The sequence below is a fragment of the Enterococcus sp. CR-Ec1 genome, from assembly GCF_002850555.1.
Taxonomy (GTDB): domain Bacteria; phylum Bacillota; class Bacilli; order Lactobacillales; family Enterococcaceae; genus Enterococcus_D; species Enterococcus_D entomosocium.
Genome location: NZ_CP025223.1, coordinates 3,153,250 through 3,175,675 on the forward strand (window position 1 = coordinate 3,153,250; position 22,426 = coordinate 3,175,675).

Consider the following 22,426-nt stretch of genomic DNA (forward strand, 5'->3'; position numbering starts at 1 on the left):
AAAAAACACTATCGAGAAAAAAATAGTGTCAAATTGACAAAAAAACAGTCGACAAGCAAAGGCTCATCGGCTGTTTCTATCAATTTTGATTCAGTTGTTTCTGGTACTGCAACGGTGATTGACCAACGGCTTCCTTAAAGACATGGTGAAATGTTTTGACACTGGCAAAACCTGCTTTTTCAGCGACTTCTGCCATGGGGATCTTTTCATTGGCCAAAATAAATTTGGCTTGATTGATGCGGTATTCCGTCAAAAACTGCATGAAGGTCTTGCCAGTATTGGTTTTAAAGAAACGCGTGAAATAATGGGGACTAAACCCTACATGTCTTGCGGTGTCCTCCATCGTCAAGACTTCTTGGTAATGAGATTCGATGTACTCAAAGACATCATTCAGACGCTGCAAGGTTTCTTTGTATTGTGCGGCCGTTCGTTTTAGCGGATTGACGGCTTGTTTGCGCTTAGGCAAACCTTGATAGCACTCCCCAATCAACTGGTAAAGCAGCCCGAGAGTCAAATAACGCTTCCCAACAACATTTTCCTCTTCCAACTGATACAACTCGATCAAGAGACCTGTTATTTTTTCCGTAAAACTCGTTGGCCAATTTTTGCTGTGGGGCTCCCCTTCTTCAAAGAGTGTCATCAAGGATACTTCATTTTCTCGAAGCAACGGCTCTTCAAAAAGCTGCATATCAAATTGATAGACATAGCGTTCACTCTCAGGCGATGCTAGAAAATAGTGGGGTTGCCCGCTGGAAAAAAGATACAGATCCCCTTCCTCCAACTCAATGATCATATCGTCAACACCAATATTCACCGTGCCGCGCTTAGCGTAAATGATCTCGATTTCTTTATGGACATGGGGGTAAACGATGGTCAAACCATCATTTAGAAACGTTCGAAAACGAAATTCACTTTCAAATTCAGGAATTTCAAGGTACATACTCATGGCTGACCGACTCCTTCGCTCTATTCTTATTTATTATAAGCGAAAAATTGTCCAAGAGAAAACCTTTTCTCAGCCAATCATAGTTTCTTCTGCTTTTTTGTGGTATCGTATTCAAGAAAAGGAGTCTTGTTTATGAATTATTATGATCAACATCTGCATACATTTTTGTCTTTTGATTCAGATGAACAGTTTGAGAATTATCTTGCTTACCAGCCTGCCTACTTCGTTGCGACAGATCATTTCGATTTGAAGAACCCCTATTCGGGATTCCGTGATGATATTCCTGACTATGAATTACTAGTAAATACCCACCAGAAGCTGCAAGAGACCACAGCGACGAAACTCTTAAAAGGCATCGAGATTGGTGTCGTGCCTGGTCAAGAACAAGAAATCTTGCGCTATCTTGAAAGCCATCCCTATGACTTGAAATTGATCAGTATCCATCAAAACGGTACCTTTGATTATATGGACGATGCCGTGTTGAACAAGGACAAATTTGCAGTCGCCAAACAATACTTTGACCAAATGGCCCACGTGTTGGACTCGTTTTCTGACGGGCACATCGTGACCCACTTTGATTATGGCTTGCGTCGTTTCCAATTTACAGCTGAGGAATTGGCCGCCCATTTTGAAACAGAGTTAACGACGATCTTCAAAAAAATCGTTGCCCGTGACTTAGCGATGGAAATCAACGCGAAGAGCTTTGGCCCCTATCAAAATGCCCACCTTTATCAATATGCAATCCCGCTGTATCAAAGTGTCGGTGGTAAATTGTTCACCCTCGGCTCTGATGCCCATAAAGCCAGTGACTATCGGTTAGATTTTGCAGCGATGAGCGATCTATTGCGTTCCTTTGGTGTCAATCAATTAGCGGTCTTTCAAGGTAGCGAACGGTTTATGGCGGATCTGACTGCTCAATAGCGTCACCTTTGAATGCACTCTACAACAACACATTTTCAATAAATGGACAAAAAAAACGGCGAACCCTAAAAGGATACGCCGTTTTTGCATGTTTAGAATAGATTTACTTAGGTTATTCTGCTGCTAAAATATCTTCCTTAGCATGGATCATTTGAGTCAAAAAGTCACAATAAGGCGTTGGCACTTGGTACTTGCGGCCTTTTCGCGAGATTGCGCCATTGATATAATCGATCTCGGTTTTGCGATGATTATTGATCAAATCTTGATACATGGATGGATAGTGCATTCCGATGCCTTCTGGATCATAGGTTTCCTCAATATGGTGGACTACTTCGGATACATCCAGTTCAACAGATTCATGGGTAGCAACTGCCGCAAATTCTTCCACAATCGTTTGGACCATCGCACGCGCCGTTGAGGTTTGTCCGAATTGGGCAATATTCACATTTAAAATCGAACACAAACCATTTAGTGTGCCGTTGACACAGGCTTTGCGATAGATGGAGTAGCGAATGTTCTCAGAATAAGACGCATTTAACCCAGCATCAGCCAAGACTGCCGCTAATTGACGGGCATCTTCTTCTTTGCCCGGTTCGATATTTTGCAATTCTACAGAACCATCCCCAAACAAGCGAACATTACCAGGACCAATCAAGTCCGCCGTCCAAATGGTATTTCCTAAAAAGATTTTATCCGTGCTGACATATTTTTCAATCGTGTCCTCATGACCGATCCCGTTTAATAAGCATAAGACTTTCGTTTGCTCTCCGATCATCGGTTTGATCGTTTGCATCATTTGATCCAGTTGCATCGCTTTAGTAAAGACCAGGATCAAGTCTGCTTGTACAGTCGTTGGGATCTCATTTTGCGAATAGATCGAAAAAGGGACTGCGATCTCTTCACCGTTTAAGTTCGCTCGTAATCCGTGTTCACGGATCGCTTCGATATGCGCCGGCCAGCCGTCGATCAACGTGACGTCATTTCCGCCTCTTTTTAGCATAATAGCAAAACGGCTGCCCATAGCACCTGCACCAGCAATAACAATTTTCATCTGAATTCCTCTTTCCTCTTCCACAATTAGGTATAGTTTACTCTAAAATCATGAAATATGCGAGAGCCTTGCGTTTTTTCTCGATAGGAAAGAAAAAAGAACAATTGGAATAGTTAGATTTTTCAGATAATTAAAAAACGGTTGTTTCCAATTTTGTCCATTCAAAAAAGTCGCACGGAAGATTGAAAACTTGACTGAGCTAAACCAGTTTTCGGACTCACGTGCGACCCTTCTATTCAATTATTTCCTGTGAAACAGTTGTCGGTTTAGGCAGTGACTGTTTCATTGTTTGTTGTAAAGTTTTTTAGCCGTTCAGCTTTTTCCGCTTCTGTGATCCCATGTTGTTCCACGTACCGGTTGTGTTCGTGGATGGCACAATCATAGCTACAGGCACCTAAATGGGCAGCTTGATTTTCTTCAGAAGTCAAAAATTGGCGATTGCATTCTGGGTTGGCACAGTTTACATAGCGCTCGCAAGGTGTGCCATCAAACCAGTCGCGACCGATAACTTTTTTATCCACATGATTGATTTCCACACTAATGCGTTCATCAAAGACGTACATTTTGCCATCCCAAAGCTCGCCTTGAACTTCTGGGTCATTCCCATAAGCAAAGATACCACCATGAAGTTGGGCCACATCATCAAAGCCTTCTCGCAGCAACCAGCCTGAGAATTTTTCACAACGGATACCACCAGTACAATAAGTAACGACTTTTTTATCCATAAATTTTTCTTTATTATCGATGATCCATTGCGGCAACTCACGGAAGCTGCGGATATCGGGACGAACGGCTCCCCGGAAATGGCCTAAGTCATATTCATAATCGTTACGGGCATCGATCACCACGGTATCTTCATCTAACAAAGCTTCTTTGAACGCTTTAGGATCTAAATATTTTCCAGTCATTTCTAATGGATCGATGTCATCTTCCAGGTTCAATGAAACCAATTCTTTGCGCGGACGAACGAATAGCTTTTTAAACGCATGTTCTTCTACTTCATCGATTTTATAAAAAATCCCTTTAAAACGGGGATCAGCTTCCATTTTTTCCATATAGCGATTTGTTGCTTCAACCGTTCCAGAAAGCGTGCCATTGATCCCTTCATTGGCTACTAAAATACGGCCCTTGATGCCAATTTCTTTTCCAAATGCTAAATGCTCCTTGGCGAAGCTTTCCGGATCTTCAATTGTTGTATATTTATAAAATAATAAAACGCGGTATGTCAAACCAATTCCTCCTTTTTTTGCACCCTACAGTATAGGTTATCGCGTGACAAAAAACGAGTTTTATGCTTGTACCTTTTCACACAATCTTTTTCTTTGAGCAAACAGTGTCATGGATTGGTTTTATTGAGCTCTGCCACGAAAAAAGCTGTGACTTGATCCATCGTTTCTCCACGCACCAGATGGCGTTCTTCTCGCGAGATAAACTGCAGATTTGCTTCTGGATTTTCTGCCACAAAGGCTTCCACATCAGCATAAGGAATTTTCTCATCTTGGGTACCATGCCAAAATAAAAGGGGACGCTGTCCTAATTTCTCTGGTTGAGAAGACAGATCGTAAGCATCCATCCAGCTTAAAAGCTGACCATAATCCTCGGGTACAAAGAACCCAGCAGCGCCGGCGTGCATTTGGATGCGGTCACGGTATTTCAACATGGAAGGAGAACCCATGATACAAGCTGCCGCTGTGATTTCTGGATGCTGGCATAATAAACCACACGTGGTCATCCCTCCCATGGAGACACCGCCAACTGCGATCTGACCGTTGACCAAACCAAGGTTTTCAAAAAAATCGACTAAGTAAGAAAACTCAAATAGATTGGTTTGGATACTTTGCCAAAAAGTTAAAGAAGGAATCTCCGATAGCTGGGTCTTGCGCTCCCCATGATTGGCTGCATCTGGCAAGACCACCCGAAAACCTTCTCTAGCCAACTTTCTGCCTTGTGTCAACACTAATTCTTTACTCGTCTGCCAGCCATGATAGTAAATAATCAATGGCAGCGGCTCATAAATCATTTCTTCTGGTACGACTTCTAAGACCGGAATATTCCCGATTTTTCTTTTTCGAACAGCTAATTTCATTCTTTTCCACCTCAGCTTAAGTATACAAAAAGTCGCCAAAAGCGCCACTGATACGCTGCAAAAAAAGACCATACCCAAAGAGTATGATCTTTTTTTATTTATGAATGTAAGACCGCTTCTCGAGCCAATGCCAAACAACCGAGGGTTCCAGCGTTGTCTTCCAATGCTGGGGTCACGATATATTTGCTTAACTCAGGCGTTTCGACATACCCATTGACCAATTTTGCAAATGCGTCGTGGACGTTTTGCAGCATATGGCGCTGTTTCATCACTCCACCGCCAAAAATGATCACATCTGGAGAAAACATCAAGGTTGTATTGTAGGCACATTGAGCAATATAGGAGGCTTCGATCTCCCAATAAGGATCATCTTCTGCAACCTCTTGTCCTTTTTTCCCTAAGCGTTTTTCGATGGCTGGCCCAGCGGCCATCCCTTCTAAACAGTTGCCATGAAATGGACAGCTGCCAGCAAAGTCATCTTTTGGATGAGGGACGACGAGCATATGCCCCATTTCTGGATGACTAAATCCTTCGATAAAGCGCCCTTCTTGTAAGGCACCGCCGCCAACACCTGTACCGATCGTGTAGTAAACGACACTACTCAATCCTTTGCCACTGCCGAAGACATACTCACCATAGGCAGCCGCATTGACATCTGTTGTCCAAGAAATAGGGATCGGAAATTCTTTTTTCATGGTACCGATGAAATCAAAATTTTGCCATGCCAATTTCGGGGTTGAGGTAATGTACCCATAAGTGGCAGAATCGCGATGGATATCGATGGGCCCAAATGAGCCAATCCCAATCCCTGCTAAATCTGCTTGGTATTGTTTGAAGAAATCAATGACTAAAGGCATTGTTTCCTCAGGTGTCGTTGTCGGAAAGCTCACTCTTTCCTTGATCGTCATTTCTTCATCGCCAATGGCACACACAAATTTTGTGCCGCCTGCTTCAATCGAACCGTATAACATGCACATCGCTCCTTTTTTTCTAACTACTTGCTGAACTTGATGCTGCGGCATCATCTGCTTTGACGCGATCGATGGCTACCACTAATGCAATGATCAGGTCATCTAGATCTTCTTCATAGATCACAACTTCATAGGTATCGCCCCAAGAGATCCATTTTTTGTGGATCTCTGCGATCCGCTTGCCGTTGCGGTTGACCACAAAATCCATATCCCACCAATTGCCATCCACATCGATGCCTTCTGCACTGATGGAATAGCGGGCTTTAAAAAATGTGAAATGTTTTTCTAAAACGATCGCTTCTTGGCCGTGGACTTCCACAAAAAATTTTGGTAATAAACTGAACACTTTTTTGGTGATCTCCGCGATCGGTCGCTGCTGCTCATTGAAGATCGTAAAACTTTTCGGGATCTTAAAAAAACTGCCTTCGACATAATAGCGAGGGTTTTGTAAGTCATCGGTCACGGTAAATTTTTCGCCAATGCTGAAAACCTTCTGTTTGATGTAAAGTTTCTTCAAATGCTACACTCCTTTCTCTTTGACATCGCCCGTATTGATCACCGGCTGAGTGCCTTTATCGGTAATGATCGACACCAATAAATTATTGATCAGTTGGACTTTGCGGTCATCTGTGAAATTGATGTCCTGTCCGTCTTCGATTTGTTCTAACGCCATTTGTGTCATGGAGACGGCCCCTTCAACAATGATTTGCCGTGCTGATAAAATTGCTTTAGCTTGTTGGCGCTGCAGCATCGCACTAGCGATCTCAGTCGCATACGCGAGGTGATTTAAGCGGGTCTCTATGACTTCGACCCCAGCAACAGCTAATCGTTCCTGCAATTCTTTTGCCAGCTCCTCCGAGACTTCACTTGTATTGCCTCGCAACGTCAGATCATCGTCATTGAACGTGTCATAAGGGTATTGCGTCGCAATATGACGAATCGCTGTTTCACTTTGGATCTCAATGAAGTCTTGGTAATAATCGACATCAAACAATGCTTTAGCGGTATCTACAACTTTAAATACCACCACTGCCGAGATCTCGATCGGGTTTCCGTCTGAATCATTGACCTTCAACAGCGAACTGTTAAAGTTGCGGACTTTCAATGAAACATTGATTTTTTGGGTTAATGGGGTTGTCACAAACAAGCCGTTGTCTTTAATGGTTCCTAAATATTGTCCAAAAAAGAGGATCGCTTTGGCTTGGTTGGGTTGTACGATCGTTAACGAACTAAGGAAAAGAAACGAAACGATCCATAAAAGAATACTGAGAACGATTTCGAGAACGCTCTCATTTACGAACCCATGATAAAACAAATAACCGCCGCCAACTAATAACCCGATTAGCACAACCAGTGCTAAATACCCATTCACATGAAATGTCTGTTTTTCTGTCATTTTTATTCCTTCCCTTCTTGCTCTTATCTTACCTTGGTTAAAGCCGCTGTGCAAATGTTCTTGCGCATATCAGCGACGATTCCCAATCAAGCTATTTTGTTTTCTGCAACTTTCCCGTTACAATTAAGGTAGGACAAAATTTTTCACAAAAAGGAGTAATTCTTATGGCACAAAAAATTGACTTAGAAACGAGTAAATGGTCGTTGGAATCGATCATTAAAACGGTCGGCACCGATCTTTCCTCTGTTGTGGAGGTACAAAACAAAGACGGCATTGACGTTGTAGTGATCTCGAAAGACGAGTGGCAACATCTTTTGGAATTACTCGATGCGCGTCATGCAGAAGGCTATCGTCTAGAACAAGAGCTTCCTGAAGAAATTTTAATTGACGTTGCCGATACCGACAATCAGTATACAGAAGACGGCGAGTTAGAAATGGAACTGCCTGAACGTGTGCATCCAGCACCTGATTTTGAACTGGATTCAGAAGAAATCGTTGAAAGTGATGACGTACTAGATTAAATAAAAAAGCAAAACGGCCCCGGGCTCGTTTTGCTTTTTTTATAGCTCTTTTTCCTGCTTTTTGGTAATGACTGCTTGCAATCGTTCGATGGCAGGCTGCAATTCTTGTAGCGCCTCTTCTTCGGGTTCTAACTCTGCACACCGTTGCAGTCGCTCTAACCACATTTCTGGTTCTTTGACGCCCAACTGGCCAATGGCCCAATAAGCCGTTCCTCGAATCACTGGGCGCACGTCTTCTGTCGCACAGCGCCAAATCGCTGGCAAGGCACTGCGATCCCCTACATTGGCTAAGGCGATGATGGCATTACGCTGCAACGGTTTTTTCCCCCGCCAAGAGCCAGATAGATGGCCAAATTGTGCCTTGAAGGCTTTGTTTGATAAAGACAGCATCGGTTGCAGTTTTGGATAAACGGTATCGACTTCAGGCTCCATCTCTTGATGAAAATGGAAGTCTTTCCCCCGATTATAAGGGCAGACCAGCTGACAAATATCGCAGCCGTAAATCACGTTATGCATCTTTTTGCGGTACTCTTCTGGCATCATACCCTTCGTCTGGGTTTGATAGGACAAACAGCGCTGGGCATTCATTCGACCATCGCCCAATAACGCTTTGGTGGGGCAAGCCGTCACACAACGCATGCAATCCCCACAACCAAACGGGACTTCTTCATCTGGTTCAAGAGAGATATTAGTGACGATCTCCCCTAGATAAACAAACGAACCAAATTCTTCCGTAATCAGCAAGCCATTACGACCGATAAAGCCAAGACCCGCCCGCTGCGCTGCCGCCACATCCACCAATTCCCCTGTATCGACTTGCGGTGCGAAACGCCATTCGACTTGTTCTTCCATCGTTTGCGCTTGTTCTTTGATAAAGGCGATCAAGCGATCCAATCGTTCTCGCAAAATATCATGGTAATCGATGCCCCACGAGGCACGGGCAAACATGCCGCGTTTTTCATCCCGCGGGACTTTCTCTTTGATTTTTGTCGGATAAGCTAAAGCGATCGCAATGATCGTTTGCGGATTTTCAAATGTCCGTTCAGGATAGATACGCTCTTCGATCACGGGATGCTCAAAACCAGACGTATGACCTTTGGCTTTTTGTTCCCGCAAGGAAGGCTCCAATGCCAAAAACGGCTCCGCTGAAGCAAACCCGATCTTGTCGATGCCAAGCCGCTTGCTTTCTGCAATAATTTTTTCTTTTAAAGACATGCACGCTACCCTCTTTTGTCCGCTAAGCATCTGCTTCTCGGCTTTTTCTCTTCCCCTATTATACGTAAGCACCTGAAAAAAGTCGATGGTGCGGTTTGTTCCCCCCGTTTTTTTCTTTCTTTAAAAGAACACGTGTTGATTGTTTAAGATTTTAATTAATTTTATCGTTATTTTCCTCGCAACGATTGCATTGCCTTTTTCGAATGCTAGACTAGATAAAGGAATTAGAAAGAAATGAACAAATGAAATGGAGATGCTTATGACTCAATTACCCACCGGCTTGACTGCAGCAGAAGTCGCCAAGAAAACCCAAGAGGGGTTGCACAATGATTATGAAACAAAAACCAGTAAATCAACTGCTGCGATCATCAAAGACAATTTACTGACATTATTCAATTTTCTCAATCTATTGATTGGCGTTTTTTTATTTGCCGTAGGCGCCTATTCCAACATGTTCTACTTAGCGATTATTTTTGTGAATATCACCATTGGGATCAGCCAAGAATTGCACGCGCGTAATTTAGTAAAAAAACTCTCACTTGTTTCACCGCAAACGGTACGAGTGATTCGAGATGCCCAAATCCATGAGATTTCAGCCAAAGAATTGGTCTTAGAGGACGTAGTTATTCTTGGTGCTGGGGACCAAATCCCCGCTGATATGACGGTGCTTTCTGGACTAGTCGAAGTCAATGAAGCGATGCTGACTGGTGAAGCCGATCTGGTTGTCAAAGAAGCAGGTGCTTCCTTACTCTCAGGAAGTTTCATCGTCAGCGGTGAAGTGACAGGAACAGTCCTTCATGTCGGTGCAGAAAACTATGCAGCAAAACTAAGCAATGAGGCGAAGGTCCACAAACCGATCCGCTCTGAGCTGCTTGCTTCGATCCGTAGTGTATCCAAATTCACCAGCTATGTAATCGTTCCTTTAGGGGTGATTTTGTTCTTCCAAGCCTTTATGATGCGAGATGCTGGGATCAAGGAATCCGTCGTCGTTTCTGCCGCTGCCTTATTAGGAATGTTACCAAAAGGACTTGTCCTGCTGATCAGTATCGCCTTGACGACAGGTGTCATTAAATTGGCAAAAAAACGGATTTTGGTCCAAGACATGTATGCCGTTGAAACCTTAGCGCATGTCGATACCCTTTGTCTGGATAAGACGGGGACGTTGACGGAAGGCCATATGGTTCTCGAATCGATCGTTCCTCTCCAAGCCGACAGCGACCCTAACATGCTCTTAGGGAATTATTTGGCAGCCAGTACGGATAACAATTTGACGATGCAAGCATTGCGTCAAGGCTGTCCTGAGCTAACGGATCATCAGCCGATCGACGTCGCTGCCTTTTCTTCACAGCGCAAATGGGGTGCTGTGGCTTTTGAACATCTAGGAAATGTCTATCTTGGTGCACCTGAAAAAGTCGCCGGCTCTGCTGCCTTGCCGCAAGTCATAGAAGCGCAAGAAGCTGGTCTACGGGTGTTGATTTTAGCCGTAGAAACTGATCCAAAAACGCCGACATCCTTTGACCCAACCAACGCACAAGCGGTGGCTGTCTTGATTTTATCCGATATCATCCGCCAAAACGCAGAAGAAACCTTGGCTTACTTAGCGGATCAAGGCATCGATCTAAAAGTGATCTCTGGCGATAATCCAATAGCAGTCGCAGCGATCGCCCATCGTGCAGGCCTAGCGAATGCCGATCAAGCCATCGATCTTTCTACCTTAACGACCGAAGCAGAAGTCCGAGAAGCTGCGACACGCTATACGGTCTTTGGTCGTGTGACTCCTGAACAAAAGAAACTACTCGTTCAAGAATTAAAAGCCAATCAACGGACCGTTGCCATGACGGGTGATGGCGTCAACGATGTGTTGGCACTACGGGAAGCCGACGTCAGCATTGCAATGGCTGCTGGCGACAGTGCGGCTCGTCAAATCGCTAACTTTGTCTTATTGGATTCTGACTTTACTACGTTGCCAGATGTTTTATTTGAAGGACGCCGCGTCGTCAATAACGTGACCAAAGCGTCGGGAATCTTCTTTATCAAGACGATTTACAGCTTCTTGCTCTCTTTGGTTTGTATCCTGACATCCAGCGCCTTTCCGTTCTTGCCGATCCAAATCACATTGATCGACTTAGCAATTGAAGGTTATCCATCTTTCTTCCTTTCCTTTGAAGAAAACAAAGCACCGATCAAAGGTCGTTACTTGCCGACAGTCTTGCTCAATGCGTTGCCAAATGCCTTGTTGGTGTTAGTCAATTACTTTGCGATCCGCTTTTTACAAACCGACTACGGTTGGTCGCAATTTGATACGACGACCTTGTTGTACTATTTGTTGATCGGGATCAGCTGTATCGCTGTGATTCGCGCTTGCTTGCCATTAAATCCATTGCGATTGTTCTTAGCGATTACCACTACCGTGGGGATCTATGTCGCAGCAATGCTTTTCCACGGATTGCTGGAAGTCGGTTTCTTGACCGCCGTAACATTGCCTTACTTCCTTGGCATGATGGCATTGAACATCTGCCTGTACGTGGGGCTTTCTTTCCTAACGAAGCGCTTTTCAGCCAAAGTGCTCGTTAAACAATCCTAATTGATTTTGCAGCATCGCTCTTTCTTGCTTTGTCCAGAAAGACGATGCTGTTTTTTTGTCCTCTCCATAGGTGCAACCATACAAGAAGAAAGAAATTTGGTATACTGAACCTGTAGGCGGTTTCAACAGGAAAGCTATCATTTTACCAAAAGCCATCTTGTTGAACAGCCAAATTTAATCAGAAAGTGTTGGTGAAATTGGATGAAAAAAAGTATTTTACTCGTTTCTCACAGTCAGCAACTCACCGAAGGATTAAAACAGATGATCGAAGAAATGGCTGATGGCGAGTCAGTCACGATCTATTCTTTAGGCGGGACAGCAGAAGGAGAGCTGGGTTCTGACGCCACGAAAATCGTGGATGCCGTCAACGAATCCGCAGATGCTGAACTGATCTTAGTCTTTGCCGATCTAGGCAGTGCCGTTTTGAATGCCGAACTTGCTTACGACATGCTGGAACCTCAGCAACAAGAACGCTATCACCTGATCGACGCGCCGCTGGTGGAAGGTGCCTTTGCTGCAGCAATCACCGCTGGTTTTAGTGATGATTTGGCGCAAATCGTTGCAGAAGCAAAAAAAGCAGCCGAGAAAGGATGGCATGAAGCATGAAAAAAATCATTAATGATCCCTCAATGATCGTAGAAGAAATGTTGGCTGGTATCGTAGGCAGTTATCCTGAACTGGTCCATCAAGTCGCCGACTCACGGGTGATCGCTAAGAATAATCAAAAAGAACAAGTCGGTCTTGTTTCTGGCGGTGGGAGCGGACATGAGCCGGCCCATGCTGGCTTTGTCGGTGATGGGATGCTTAGCGCCGCCGTTTTAGGCGATGTCTTCACCTCCCCTACCCCCGACCAGATTTTGACGGCTATCCAAGATTCTGATCAAGGACAAGGCGTCTTGTTGATCGTCAAAAACTATACTGGCGATATCTTGAACTTTGAGATGGCCAAAGATATGGCAGAAATGGAAGAGATCACAACGGAGATCGTGGTCGTTGATGATGATATCGCTGTTGAAAATAGCACCTATACTGCTGGGAAACGAGGAGTTGCCGGTACGGTCTTAGTCCACAAGATTTTAGGCGCAGCTGCTCGTAATGGTGCCAGCTTAAGTGAATTAAAAACACTGGGCGATGCCTTGGTTGCATCGATCAAAACCATTGGGGTCGCATTAAAAGCGGCAACAGTTCCTGAAGTTGGGAAACCAGGTTTTGACTTAGCCGATGATGAGATCGAGTATGGCGTGGGTATCCACGGCGAACCTGGTTACCGTCGAGAAAAACTGAAACCCTCACGTGAACTAGCAAAAGAGTTGGTGGAAAAAATCTTGGCGGATTATGAAAAGACCCCAGAAAAAGTCGGTGTCTTGATCAACGGTATGGGTGGTACGCCGCAAATGGAGTTATTCGTTTTTGCCAATGATGTCGCGAAATTACTCGCAGAAAAAGACATCCCTGTCTCCTTCCATAAAGTCGGCAATTTCATGACTTCCATCGATATGCAGGGACTTTCACTGACCTTGATCGACTTCAGCGAAACGGATCACACCGATGCGTTAAATGAAGCCGTCACAACAATAGCCTGGTAAAGGAGCGAATAGAGATGCAATTGACAACAGAAACGGTGCAAGCATGGTTAGATACCTTCACGAAAGAAATCGAAGCAAACAAGGCCTATTTAAGCGATTTAGATACACCGATCGGCGACGGTGACCATGGCAACAATATGGCACGCGGCGTAGCCGCTTATCAAGAAGCTTATGCCAAACAACAGCCAACGACGATCAGTGATACCTTTAAAGTCTTCTCGATGGCAATGATCTCAAAAGTCGGCGGAGCTTCGGGTCCCCTTTATGGTTCGGCGTTTATGAATATGACCAAAGCAACGAAGGAACTAGAAACAATCGACTCCTTTGAACAATTAGGTACGATCGTTGAAGAAGGCTTGACCGGCATCAAAATGCGGGGAAAAGCTGAGTTTGAAGACAAAACGATGGTCGATGTGTGGCAACCTGTCGCAGAAGCCTTGAAAAAAGGTGAATTGACCAAAGACACGATCGAAGCAGCGAAAGAGCATACCAAAGAACTAGTGGCTAAAAAAGGCCGTGCCTCTTATGTTGGTGAACGTGCCATCGGTCATATCGATCCCGGATCGGCTTCTAGTGCGATTTTATTTGAGTCTTTGTTAACGGTGATAGAAAAGGATTAAAAAAACGATGCTCTTACAAAATACCGTTTAAGACAAAAGACAAACCTTATGATTGCATAAGGTTTGTCTTTTTCTTGTTTATTCATCTTGTAAAATCGTTTGGGCAACTAGCTTCACGTATTGATCCATGCCATCTGGATTTGGATGGACCCGATCTTCATAGAACCAGGACTCTTGATCATTACTCAAATCATACCAATCGATCAAGGTCATATTGTCGTATTTTTCCGCCATGCGCTCCAACATCCGATTGACTTCATTTTGCCAACGCTGTGTCGGTACCCGTACATTGATCCAGTAGACTTTGCGATCACCGATCTCGTTCATAAAGCTGTCAAATTGGGCTTCTGTAAAGGAACCATTCGTCCCTAGCCCCACAAGGACGGTATCCCGCAAAAGATTTTTTTCTTTCAAGTCTTTGATCAATTCAGGGCTCGCATACAGTTGGCGCCCAACATCCCCATCAACTACCGCTTGGGTAAAGACTTCTTTCAAGTCAGCCGTTGCATCCAGCATCACAGAATCACCAAAAGCCGTGATTTCAAGAGATTCCGCTTTTTTCACTTGGGCTGCTGTTAAATCATACTTTTCCATGATATTTTTTTCATCTTCACTCGTGTTCGCCTCATCATCCGCTTCATTTCCTTCAGCATTCGCATTCTTTTGCGATTGCTCTGCCGCTTTTTTATTGGCAGCAATGTTGTCTTTCAACTGCTGCTGCTGGGCATCGACATAATTCGTCGGTGCAGTCACGACGCCAAACAAAGCAACGAGGGTAATGAGTAAGCTGGGCACTAACCACGGTTTTTTCCAACTAAAAATTGGTTTACTGAACCAACCGCGGACCGTTCTGAATGTATCTTTGTACTGGAATTTACGCATTGGGTTTTCGATAAACCGATAGGACAATTCACTGATAAACAAGATCAAGAATAGTTCCACTAACGTGTGCATCAGCACGTTCTCACCGATATTTCCCACTTTTGCTTCGTAAAAAATCATCACTGGAAATTGATACAAATAGATCCCATAACTGCGCTTGCCGATATAACTGAAAATCGGATTACTCAATACACGATTCAAACTGGCTCCGGGATGAGCGGTGACTGCCACAAGAATCGTACATAGGATACTGATCAAGAACATGCCGCCATAATAGACAAAGGTCAAATGATCATCTAAGAAAAAGAACGCTGCGATCAGACCAGCCAAGGAAGCAAAACCAGAGATATTTAAGACCCGTTTGGCTTTTTGCGGTATCTCTTTCTTCAAGTGGGTACTTGGCCAAATGAATGCTAAGGCACTCCCCATCCAGATCGAAAAGAGCCGCGTATCTGTTCCATAATAGACCCGTGTCGGATCAGCGCCTGGTGTGTAAAGGACCGCTAACAGAATTGCCGATAAAATCGTGACTGCGGCAGTAAATTTAAAGGCGCGATGCCTCTGCTTGCCGATTTTCATCAACAAAATAAACACTAAAGGCCAAATCAGATAGTTCTGTCCCTCCACAGCCAGTGACCACAGATGGGTAAAGGGGGATTCATTGCCGAACCGATCAAAATAGGATAACCCATGATTGATCTGCCACCAGTTGTTGTAATACAGCAGCGAGCTAACAAAAACCCCGCGCAAATTATTCAGCAGGTTTCGCTGGAACAAAGTGATATACGCTGCTGAGATAAGCAGCATCACCACCATTCCTGGATAGAGCCGTTTCATCCGCCGAATATAAAAATCTTTGACTTTGATTTTGCCGTTTTGATCCCACTCTTGCCTCAGCAAGTCAGTGATTAAATAACCTGATACGACAAAGAATACTGGAACTCCTAAATACCCGCCTCGCATATGAGTAGGTAGTAAATGATATAAAATAACGCCGATGACTGCCAAGGTTCGAATGCCGTCAAACCCGGTAATATAGCGGCTTGTGCTTAAACGTTTATTCATTTTTCAACCACTTTTCTCTAATTGATCCAATTGTTTCATAAAAAAACAATTTCAGCATGAACGCTATTGATTCCATACTCTCATAATTTACCAGAAATCCCCCATATAAAGCTAGCAACATCTGCTATATTTCAAAAAAATTAATTTTTGGCGAAAAAAAATTACTTCTATAAAGAAATACTTTTCCAACTCCTTTTTTACAGTTCTTCTTCATAAAATCGACCCAAAATCTGGACATTTTCCGCAATACTAACAAAGGCTTTTGGATCGGCTTCTTTCATAGCACTGCGCAGCATCGGCAGTTCAAAGCGTGTGACTACCGTCAGCAAAACCGTTTGTTTGTCATGCTTGTAGGCTCCTTCGGCTTCATTGATGATGGTAATGCCTCGCCGCATATGTTTTTGGATCGTTTGAATGACTTCTTCTGGGTTGCGAGTGATGATCGTCACCTGCATTTTCTTTTGCTTCGTAAAGACCGCATCCGTCACTTTTCCACTGACAAAAATCGCGATTGCACTATACAACGCATATTGCCAGCCAAACAAGATTCCGGCGGCGAACAAAATAACAATGTTAAAGAAAATCGATATCGAGCCGATCGTCTTCCCTGTCCGTTTGCGGATGGCAATGCTGACAAAATCCAGCCCTCCGGAAGAAAGACCATTCTTCAAGGCATAGCCGATCCCCACTCCATTGATGGCACCACCGAAAATCGCACAGATCATCGGGTCCGTCGTGACGGTTTCTTCTGGCAAAATTTGCACGAATAAGGATGTCAATAAAACAGTGATTCCAGTAAAGATCGTAAATTTGTGGCCGATCTTAAACCAGCCAAGAAAAAATAATGGCACATTCAACAATAATAGCGCAAGAGATAAGGGGATATAAAACCCGATCCATTCTCTTGAGATCGTAGTAATGATCTGAGCGACACCGGTAATGCCGCTGGAATAAATATTGCCCGGCTGATAGAAAAAATTGACCGCAATCGATGCCAGCAGTGCGTACACGATCGAGAATGAAAGTTTGTTGGCATATTCCGGATGAGGGAGCCATTTAAACAGAGGAGTCATTGCATTTCATAGCCTCACTTTTTTGATTTGCCTTTATTATACTTCAGCACATAAAAAAAGAAACGAGCAATGAAAGAAATGGGTGAATTCTCATGAACTTTTTTCATTCATTCACCAATTTCTATTTCATCACTCATTTCATCATGGGTTTAACGCTTATTCGTTTTCTTCAACCGTTGTTACATCAATGCTCAAGTCAAACAGTTGCATTGGCGAAACGGTACTTGGCGCTTGTGACATTGGATCAGCCGCTTTCCCATTTTTAGGGAAGGCAATGACTTCGCGAATGTTTTCTTCACCAGCCAAGAGCATGACTAATCGGTCTAACCCAAGGGCGATGCCGCCATGTGGTGGGAAACCATAATCCAAAGCATCCAATAAGAAGCCAAATTGATTTTGCATCTCGCGACGTGAGAAGCCTAGCGCTTCAAACATTTGCTCTTGCACTTCCCGTGTATGGATACGCAATGATCCGCCACCTAGCTCGTAACCGTTTAGCACGATATCGTAGGCTTGCGCATAGACTTTTGAAGGGTCTGTCGTTAACAACGGCAGATCGCTTTCTTTTGGCAATGTGAACGGATGGTGAGCAGAAACATAGCGACCTGCTTCTTCATCGTATTCAAATTGCGGCCAGTCAGTAACCCATAGGAAGTTGAATTTGCTCTCGTCGATCAAGCCTAATTCTTTTCCTAATTTATTACGGATCGCACCTAACGTCGCTGAAACGATCTCAAAGGAATCGGCACCAAACATCAGAATATCGCCAACTTCCGCATTGGCTGCTGCAATAATCGCGTCGGTTGCTTCCGTCAAGAATTTAGCGATCGGTCCTTTCAATCCATCTTCTTCAACTTTGACCCATGCCAATCCTTTGGCACCAAATTGGCCAGCGTAATGGCCTAGATTGTCCATGTCTTTTCTTGAGTATTTGTCTGCAGCCCCTTTGGCGTTCAAGACTTTCACAACGCCGCCTTTTTCAAGAGCCATTTGGAAGACTTTAAAATCAACGTCTTTCACAACTTCTGATAAGTCGATAAGCTCCATGTCAAACCGTGTATCTGGTTTGTCACTGCCGTAGCGTCCCATTGCCTCATCATAGGTCATCCGTGGGAATGGCAAGGTAACTTCGATGCCTTTGACTTCTCGCATCACTTTTGCCAATAGCTCTTCCGTATAGGTTTGGATTTCTTCTGCCGTCAAGAAAGAGGTTTCGATATCGACTTGGGTAAATTCTGGTTGACGGTCGCCCCGCAAATCTTCGTCACGGAAGCAACGTACGATTTGATAGTAGCGATCGAAGCCGGCGCCCATCAATAACTGTTTAAAAATTTGTGGTGATTGCGGCAACGCATAGAAATGACCTGGATAGATCCGTGAAGGAACCAAATAATCCCGCGCGCCCTCTGGTGTTGATTTTCCTAGATAAGGTGTTTCGATATCCAAGAACTCGTTCGTGTCTAAGAAATTGCGGATCGCTTGCGTCGTTTTCGCCCGCATCACGATGTTGTTCGTCATTTTTGGACGACGCAAGTCTAAATAACGGTATTTCATGCGAATCTCGTCGCCAACGGTTTGATCATCTTCAATCAAAAAGGCTGGTGTTTTTGCAGTGTTTAAAATCGTGATTTCGCTGATCATCACTTCATAGGCACCTGTCACCATTTTCGGATTGATGGCTTCTGGTGCACGATTGATTACTTGACCTGTTACTTCTAATACATATTCGCTGCGGCATTTGTCCGCGATTTCCCAGGCTTCTTTCGAAACCTCAGGATTGAAGACGATTTGCACGATCCCTTCCCGGTCGCGCAAGTCAATAAAAATCACGCCACCTAAGTCACGGCGCTTTTGCACCCAGCCTTTTAGTGTCACTGTCTGGTTTAAATGGGTCTCATTTACTAACCCGCAATATACTGTACGTTTTGTCATTCTTTTTCTCCTCACTCAAACATTTTGGTTGTCATTTCATCGTAGATCTCATCGAAGCGGGCATAAAGATCCGCTAACGGAAATTGTTTTTCTTCACGGCTTGCCATGGATTTGATATTGATCACTTGTTCTGCTAATTCTGTTTCGCCTAGAGTCAGAACCAACCGTGCCCCTTGTTTATCAGCAGATTTGAACTGGGCTTTGGCTTTACGATCCATGAAATCACGATCGGCAGAAAAGCCGAAATTACGGATCGCTTGCACGACTTTCAGCGCTTCTAAATTGGTTTCTTGTCCCAGACCAACCACATACGCATCTAACTCATTCAAAGCAGGAATCACAACTTCTTCGGCTTCCATAGTGATCAATAAACGTTCGATCCCCAAAGCAAAACCAAAACCAGGTGTTTCTGGTCCACCTAGCTCTTCCACTAAATGATTGTAACGACCGCCGGCACAGATGGTGGCTTGCGCCCCCATTTTTGGTGCATCACTCATGATCTCAAAAATCGTGTGGGTATAATAATCCAGACCACGCACCATATTCGAATCGACCTCATAAGGGATCTCCAACGCATCCAGCATACTCGTTACGGTTTCAAAATGTGCCTTGGCATCTGGCGTTAAGTAGTCTAAGATCGATGGCGCATCTGCCACAAATTTTTGGTCTCGCTTGTCTTTGCTGTCAAGGACCCGCAAAGGATTCTCATGCAAGCGGCGTTTTGAATCCTCACTAAGCTCCGCTTCATGGGGCGCTAGATAATCGATCAACGCTTGACGATAGTTTTGGCGTGTCTCTTTGTCACCTAATGAATTGATGACCAAGCGCAATTGACTCAGTCCTAATTGACGATAAAAATCCATTGCCATCGCCATTGTCTCAACATCGGTCGCTGGATTTGCTGAACCGAAAACTTCGACACCGATTTGGTGGAATTGACGCAAACGGCCTTTTTGCGGACGTTCATAACGGAACATTGGTCCCATGTAAAACACTTTATAAGGCTTCGTATGTTCTGGTCCGAATAGTTTGTTTTCGACATAAGAACGAGCGATCGGTGCGGTGCCTTCTGGACGCAACGTCACATGACGCTCTCCTTTATCGTAGAAATCATACATTTCTTTTGAAACGATATCCGTTGTGTCCCCGACACTGCGGGCGATCACTTCAAAGTGCTCAAAAATCGGTGTCCGAATTTCGTTGAATTGGTAATCGCGAAACACTAAACGTGCTGTTTCTTCCACAAATTGCCATTTTTCGGATTCTCCTGGCAAAATATCGTTGGTTCCTTTTGGACGTTGGTAACTCATCGTATGCATCCTCCTATTTGTTTCATGGTTGCCCATGTTCTTTGCTTTCATTGCTTGTTTGCTTATTCACCTATTGCTTGTTGCTCATTGATGTGGGTGGGTTGTTCTCGTGTTTGGCTTTTGGGTTATTGCGCTTTTAGTGGTTGGTTGCTGCTGGTCATCATCTATTCTGTCTTGCTCCAAAAGACAATCCCAGTGATTCCTAGTACGGTTATTACGCTCCCTAGGGTCGCCTAGTACTGTTCATCATCTATTCTGTCTTGCTCCGCAAGCCAACCCCAGTGATTCCTAGTATGGTTACTACGCTCCCTGTGGTCGCCTAGTACTGTTCATCATCTATTCTGTCTTGCTCCGCAAGCCAATCATAGTGATTCACAGCAAAAAACTCGCCCTTGTTTTTTTATACAAGGGCGAGTTTTGATTACACGCGGTACCACCTAAATTCGAGAAATGTTCTTCTCCTCTCGATTAACGCTCGGTCACGGAACAGCTTTTCTTCTGTTCATCTCCAGATTGTCTTTCCTTTACACGTCCTAAACTGCTTTCAGCCGGGGCAGTTTTCTCTTTTAAGGAATAGAATAAAGTACTCGATCCTTCACTGATTTTTGATATTATCTATAAACTACAAGAAAGCTATGAAAAAGTCAAGGTGTTTCACTGTCTTTTTCACTCCGCTGCTTTCCAGTAGCGTTTTCTCTAGTGATCAACGCAAAGAAGTTCTCCTTCTGTTTGCTTTTCTTTCTTTTTGCGTTATGCTGAATAACGAAGGTTTTGTTTCTATGAAAGGAGCTGTTTTTATGTCTTTATATTCAGGCTATATCCGTCAACCACACTACTATGAGACCGATCAAATGGCGATCATCCATCACGCCAATTATATCCGCTGGTTTGAAGAGGCCCGCGTGGAATTACTGGCGTTTTTGGATTTACCATATCATACCATCGAAGAAGCTGGCTTGATCGTTCCTGTGCTGGAAGTCAGTGCGCAATACAAAACGATGATTCGTTACGAAGATGAGGTGCGAATCGATGTTTTGGTCGACAAATATACGGGCACGCGTTTGGATTTTCGCTATGAGATCTACAAAACTAGCGATGGTCAGTTGGCTACGACGGGGACTTCAAAGCATTGTTTTTTAGCAAAAGAGACCAATCGCATCGTGCAGCTGAAGCGTAGTTTTCCTGAAATCCATCAACGATTTGCTGATTATGCTGCCCTGTCAGGAGAATAATCAATTCTGATCACTCATTTAAGACAAAATCCTTGCTTTTTGAAACGGCTTTCGTATAATCAAAAGTAATTTCAGGGAAGGATGATGGCGATGTACGTGATTAAAGTTTTGCATGGTTACATTGGCAAAGATGGTCGTCGCACTCGTGAAAAAATTCCAGACAAGTTATGGGTCTTTGAAGATCGGAAGCAGTCCGAAGCATTTGCAGATAAAATTGGTGGTCGCGTCAAACCGTTAACTGAAGTCAAACAGCATACGTAAAGAAATAAGCCGTTATCGTCTTTTGCGCATAGACGATAGCGGCTTATCTTTTTTACTGCGTAAAAGGATTAGTCATCCAATTCTGTTTCAAGTACTTCACCTGTTTGGGCATTGATTTTCACATCTGTTTGTTTGTTGCCATCTTCTACTTTGACTTCCCAATAGGTTACATTCATTTCTTTGTCTAAGGACCAATCTGTTGCTTGACCACCGCCAGCTTCTTTCACGGCGATATCAGAAATTTCTTCCAATGAAAGCAAGTTGGTTAGGTCCAATTGATCGGCATCTTTTTTGACACCGTTTTGTTCATCGGCATCCAATTTTTCCGTTCTTTCTTCAGAAGTTTCTTTGGTTTCTGCATCGATCTTTAATTCAAACTCATTCGTGTCATCCACGCCTTCTACTTGGTAGAAGTAATTGCCAAAAGAAGTATCCAAATCAATCGAAGTGATCGCTGCATCTGGGTATTTGTCTTGGAATACTTGGATCGCTTCTTCTACGGTCACGGTAGGCAAGCCCCCATTGGCGATCGCTGCACTGCTTGAAGAGCTGTCCGCTGCTTGTGATGAGGTTGTTTCACTTGATGAGGCAACTGCTGTGCTTGAGCTGCTGTTTTGCGCAGGTTCTGAATTTCCCGTGTTGTTTTGTGTACATCCTGCCAATAACCCTAATGCGGCAATTCCGAATAAAATAGTTGTTTTTTTCATGTTTCATTCCTCCAATTGTTTGTGTATTCCTTTTTTCTATATATTTAGAATAACAAGTTCCCAAAGA

General features: G+C 43.9%; 21 protein-coding genes and 1 other annotated feature. Of the genes, 8 read left to right on the forward strand and 13 right to left on the reverse strand.

All coding sequences use genetic code 11. From position 1 onward, the window contains the following. Window positions 1–79 precede the first annotated feature (79 nt). Complete coding sequence (locus CXM95_RS15005; RefSeq protein WP_101699352.1) at window positions 80–946, reverse strand: AraC family transcriptional regulator; 867 nt, start codon at window positions 944–946, stop codon at window positions 80–82. Window positions 947–1,078: 132 nt separating this feature from the next. On the opposite strand from CXM95_RS15005, the gene CXM95_RS15010 reads away from it, so the two are divergent. Beyond that, window positions 1,079–1,867, forward strand: a complete 789-nt coding sequence (locus CXM95_RS15010; protein WP_101699353.1) for a PHP domain-containing protein — start codon at window positions 1,079–1,081, stop codon at window positions 1,865–1,867. A 112-nt stretch (window positions 1,868–1,979) separates the two neighbouring features. Here the strand turns inward: CXM95_RS15010 and CXM95_RS15015 are convergent, their stop codons facing one another. From CXM95_RS15015 to CXM95_RS15040, 6 genes are all read right to left on the reverse strand, one after another. Continuing rightward, the gene (locus tag CXM95_RS15015; protein ID WP_008379573.1) at window positions 1,980–2,918 is read right to left on the reverse strand and encodes a 2-dehydropantoate 2-reductase; all 939 of its coding nucleotides are present in this window, start codon (window positions 2,916–2,918) and stop codon (window positions 1,980–1,982) included. A 266-nt stretch (window positions 2,919–3,184) separates the two neighbouring features. After that, window positions 3,185–4,147 carry an oxygen-dependent tRNA uridine(34) hydroxylase TrhO gene (trhO, locus tag CXM95_RS15020; protein ID WP_016612875.1) on the reverse strand — a complete coding sequence of 321 codons (963 nt, stop codon included), beginning with the start codon at window positions 4,145–4,147 and terminating at the stop codon, window positions 3,185–3,187. A 107-nt stretch (window positions 4,148–4,254) separates the two neighbouring features. Next, a complete protein-coding gene (locus CXM95_RS15025; RefSeq protein WP_008379569.1) occupies window positions 4,255–5,004 on the reverse strand; it encodes an alpha/beta fold hydrolase in 750 nt (249 codons plus the stop codon). 98 nt (window positions 5,005–5,102) lie between these two features. Beyond that, entirely contained in the window at window positions 5,103–5,975 is an 873-nt protein-coding gene (gene scrK, locus CXM95_RS15030) for a fructokinase ScrK (RefSeq protein WP_002347415.1), read from the reverse strand. A gap of 19 nt (window positions 5,976–5,994) precedes the next feature. Beyond that, window positions 5,995–6,492 (reverse strand): LURP-one-related/scramblase family protein, encoded by a 498-nt coding sequence (locus CXM95_RS15035; protein WP_005233908.1) that lies wholly within the window; start codon window positions 6,490–6,492, stop codon window positions 5,995–5,997. 3 nt (window positions 6,493–6,495) lie between these two features. Continuing rightward, window positions 6,496–7,371 carry an SPFH domain-containing protein gene (locus CXM95_RS15040; protein ID WP_008379560.1) on the reverse strand — a complete coding sequence of 292 codons (876 nt, stop codon included), beginning with the start codon at window positions 7,369–7,371 and terminating at the stop codon, window positions 6,496–6,498. Between the two features lie 164 nt (window positions 7,372–7,535). Here CXM95_RS15040 and CXM95_RS15045 point away from each other — a divergent pair, with 164 nt between their 5' ends. After that, window positions 7,536–7,892, forward strand: coding sequence for a hypothetical protein (locus CXM95_RS15045; RefSeq protein ID WP_008379558.1), 357 nt, complete (start codon window positions 7,536–7,538; stop codon window positions 7,890–7,892). Between the two features lie 39 nt (window positions 7,893–7,931). Here the strand turns inward: CXM95_RS15045 and queG are convergent, their stop codons facing one another. Continuing rightward, window positions 7,932–9,107 (reverse strand): tRNA epoxyqueuosine(34) reductase QueG, encoded by a 1,176-nt coding sequence (gene queG / locus CXM95_RS15050; RefSeq protein WP_034872140.1) that lies wholly within the window; start codon window positions 9,105–9,107, stop codon window positions 7,932–7,934. Between the two features lie 259 nt (window positions 9,108–9,366). On the opposite strand from queG, the gene CXM95_RS15055 reads away from it, so the two are divergent. The 4 genes from CXM95_RS15055 (at window position 9,367) to dhaL (ending at window position 13,897) form a co-directional block, all read left to right on the forward strand. Then, window positions 9,367–11,691, forward strand: a complete 2,325-nt coding sequence (locus CXM95_RS15055) for an HAD-IC family P-type ATPase (RefSeq protein ID WP_034872141.1) — start codon at window positions 9,367–9,369, stop codon at window positions 11,689–11,691. Window positions 11,692–11,892: 201 nt separating this feature from the next. Further along, window positions 11,893–12,297 carry a dihydroxyacetone kinase phosphoryl donor subunit DhaM gene (gene dhaM / locus CXM95_RS15060; RefSeq protein WP_005228160.1) on the forward strand — a complete coding sequence of 135 codons (405 nt, stop codon included), beginning with the start codon at window positions 11,893–11,895 and terminating at the stop codon, window positions 12,295–12,297. Further along, window positions 12,294–13,277, forward strand: a complete 984-nt coding sequence (gene dhaK / locus CXM95_RS15065) for a dihydroxyacetone kinase subunit DhaK (RefSeq protein ID WP_008379550.1) — start codon at window positions 12,294–12,296, stop codon at window positions 13,275–13,277. Before dhaM ends, dhaK begins: the two co-directional genes overlap by 4 nt. Before the next feature lie 14 nt (window positions 13,278–13,291). Next, window positions 13,292–13,897: a dihydroxyacetone kinase subunit DhaL gene (gene dhaL / locus CXM95_RS15070; protein ID WP_005233893.1), complete on the forward strand. Its 606-nt coding sequence runs from the start codon at window positions 13,292–13,294 to the stop codon at window positions 13,895–13,897. Window positions 13,898–13,975: 78 nt separating this feature from the next. Here the strand turns inward: dhaL and CXM95_RS15075 are convergent, their stop codons facing one another. The 4 genes from CXM95_RS15075 to hisS all read right to left on the reverse strand — a co-directional run bounded on the left by CXM95_RS15075 (window position 13,976) and on the right by hisS (window position 20,159). Continuing rightward, window positions 13,976–15,844 (reverse strand): acyltransferase family protein, encoded by a 1,869-nt coding sequence (locus CXM95_RS15075; RefSeq protein ID WP_016612880.1) that lies wholly within the window; start codon window positions 15,842–15,844, stop codon window positions 13,976–13,978. Window positions 15,845–16,041: 197 nt separating this feature from the next. Beyond that, window positions 16,042–16,917 (reverse strand): YitT family protein, encoded by an 876-nt coding sequence (locus tag CXM95_RS15080; RefSeq protein ID WP_005233887.1) that lies wholly within the window; start codon window positions 16,915–16,917, stop codon window positions 16,042–16,044. A gap of 156 nt (window positions 16,918–17,073) precedes the next feature. Beyond that, the gene (gene aspS, locus CXM95_RS15085) at window positions 17,074–18,849 is read right to left on the reverse strand and encodes an aspartate--tRNA ligase (RefSeq protein WP_016612881.1); all 1,776 of its coding nucleotides are present in this window, start codon (window positions 18,847–18,849) and stop codon (window positions 17,074–17,076) included. A gap of 11 nt (window positions 18,850–18,860) precedes the next feature. Further along, on the reverse strand, window positions 18,861–20,159 hold the full coding sequence (hisS, locus tag CXM95_RS15090) for a histidine--tRNA ligase (RefSeq protein WP_034872142.1): 1,299 nt from the start codon (window positions 20,157–20,159) through the stop codon (window positions 18,861–18,863). Between the two features lie 403 nt (window positions 20,160–20,562). Continuing rightward, window positions 20,563–20,767: a binding site (T-box leader), on the reverse strand. 189 nt (window positions 20,768–20,956) lie between these two features. Here hisS and CXM95_RS15095 point away from each other — a divergent pair. Continuing rightward, window positions 20,957–21,391: an acyl-CoA thioesterase gene (locus CXM95_RS15095; protein ID WP_008379539.1), complete on the forward strand. Its 435-nt coding sequence runs from the start codon at window positions 20,957–20,959 to the stop codon at window positions 21,389–21,391. Window positions 21,392–21,481: 90 nt separating this feature from the next. Then, entirely contained in the window at window positions 21,482–21,652 is a 171-nt protein-coding gene (locus tag CXM95_RS15100) for a hypothetical protein (RefSeq protein WP_008379536.1), read from the forward strand. A gap of 68 nt (window positions 21,653–21,720) precedes the next feature. Here CXM95_RS15100 and CXM95_RS15105 read toward each other — a convergent pair whose 3' ends face one another. After that, window positions 21,721–22,359, reverse strand: a complete 639-nt coding sequence (locus CXM95_RS15105; protein ID WP_005233880.1) for a PepSY domain-containing protein — start codon at window positions 22,357–22,359, stop codon at window positions 21,721–21,723. Window positions 22,360–22,426: the final 67 nt, after the last annotated feature.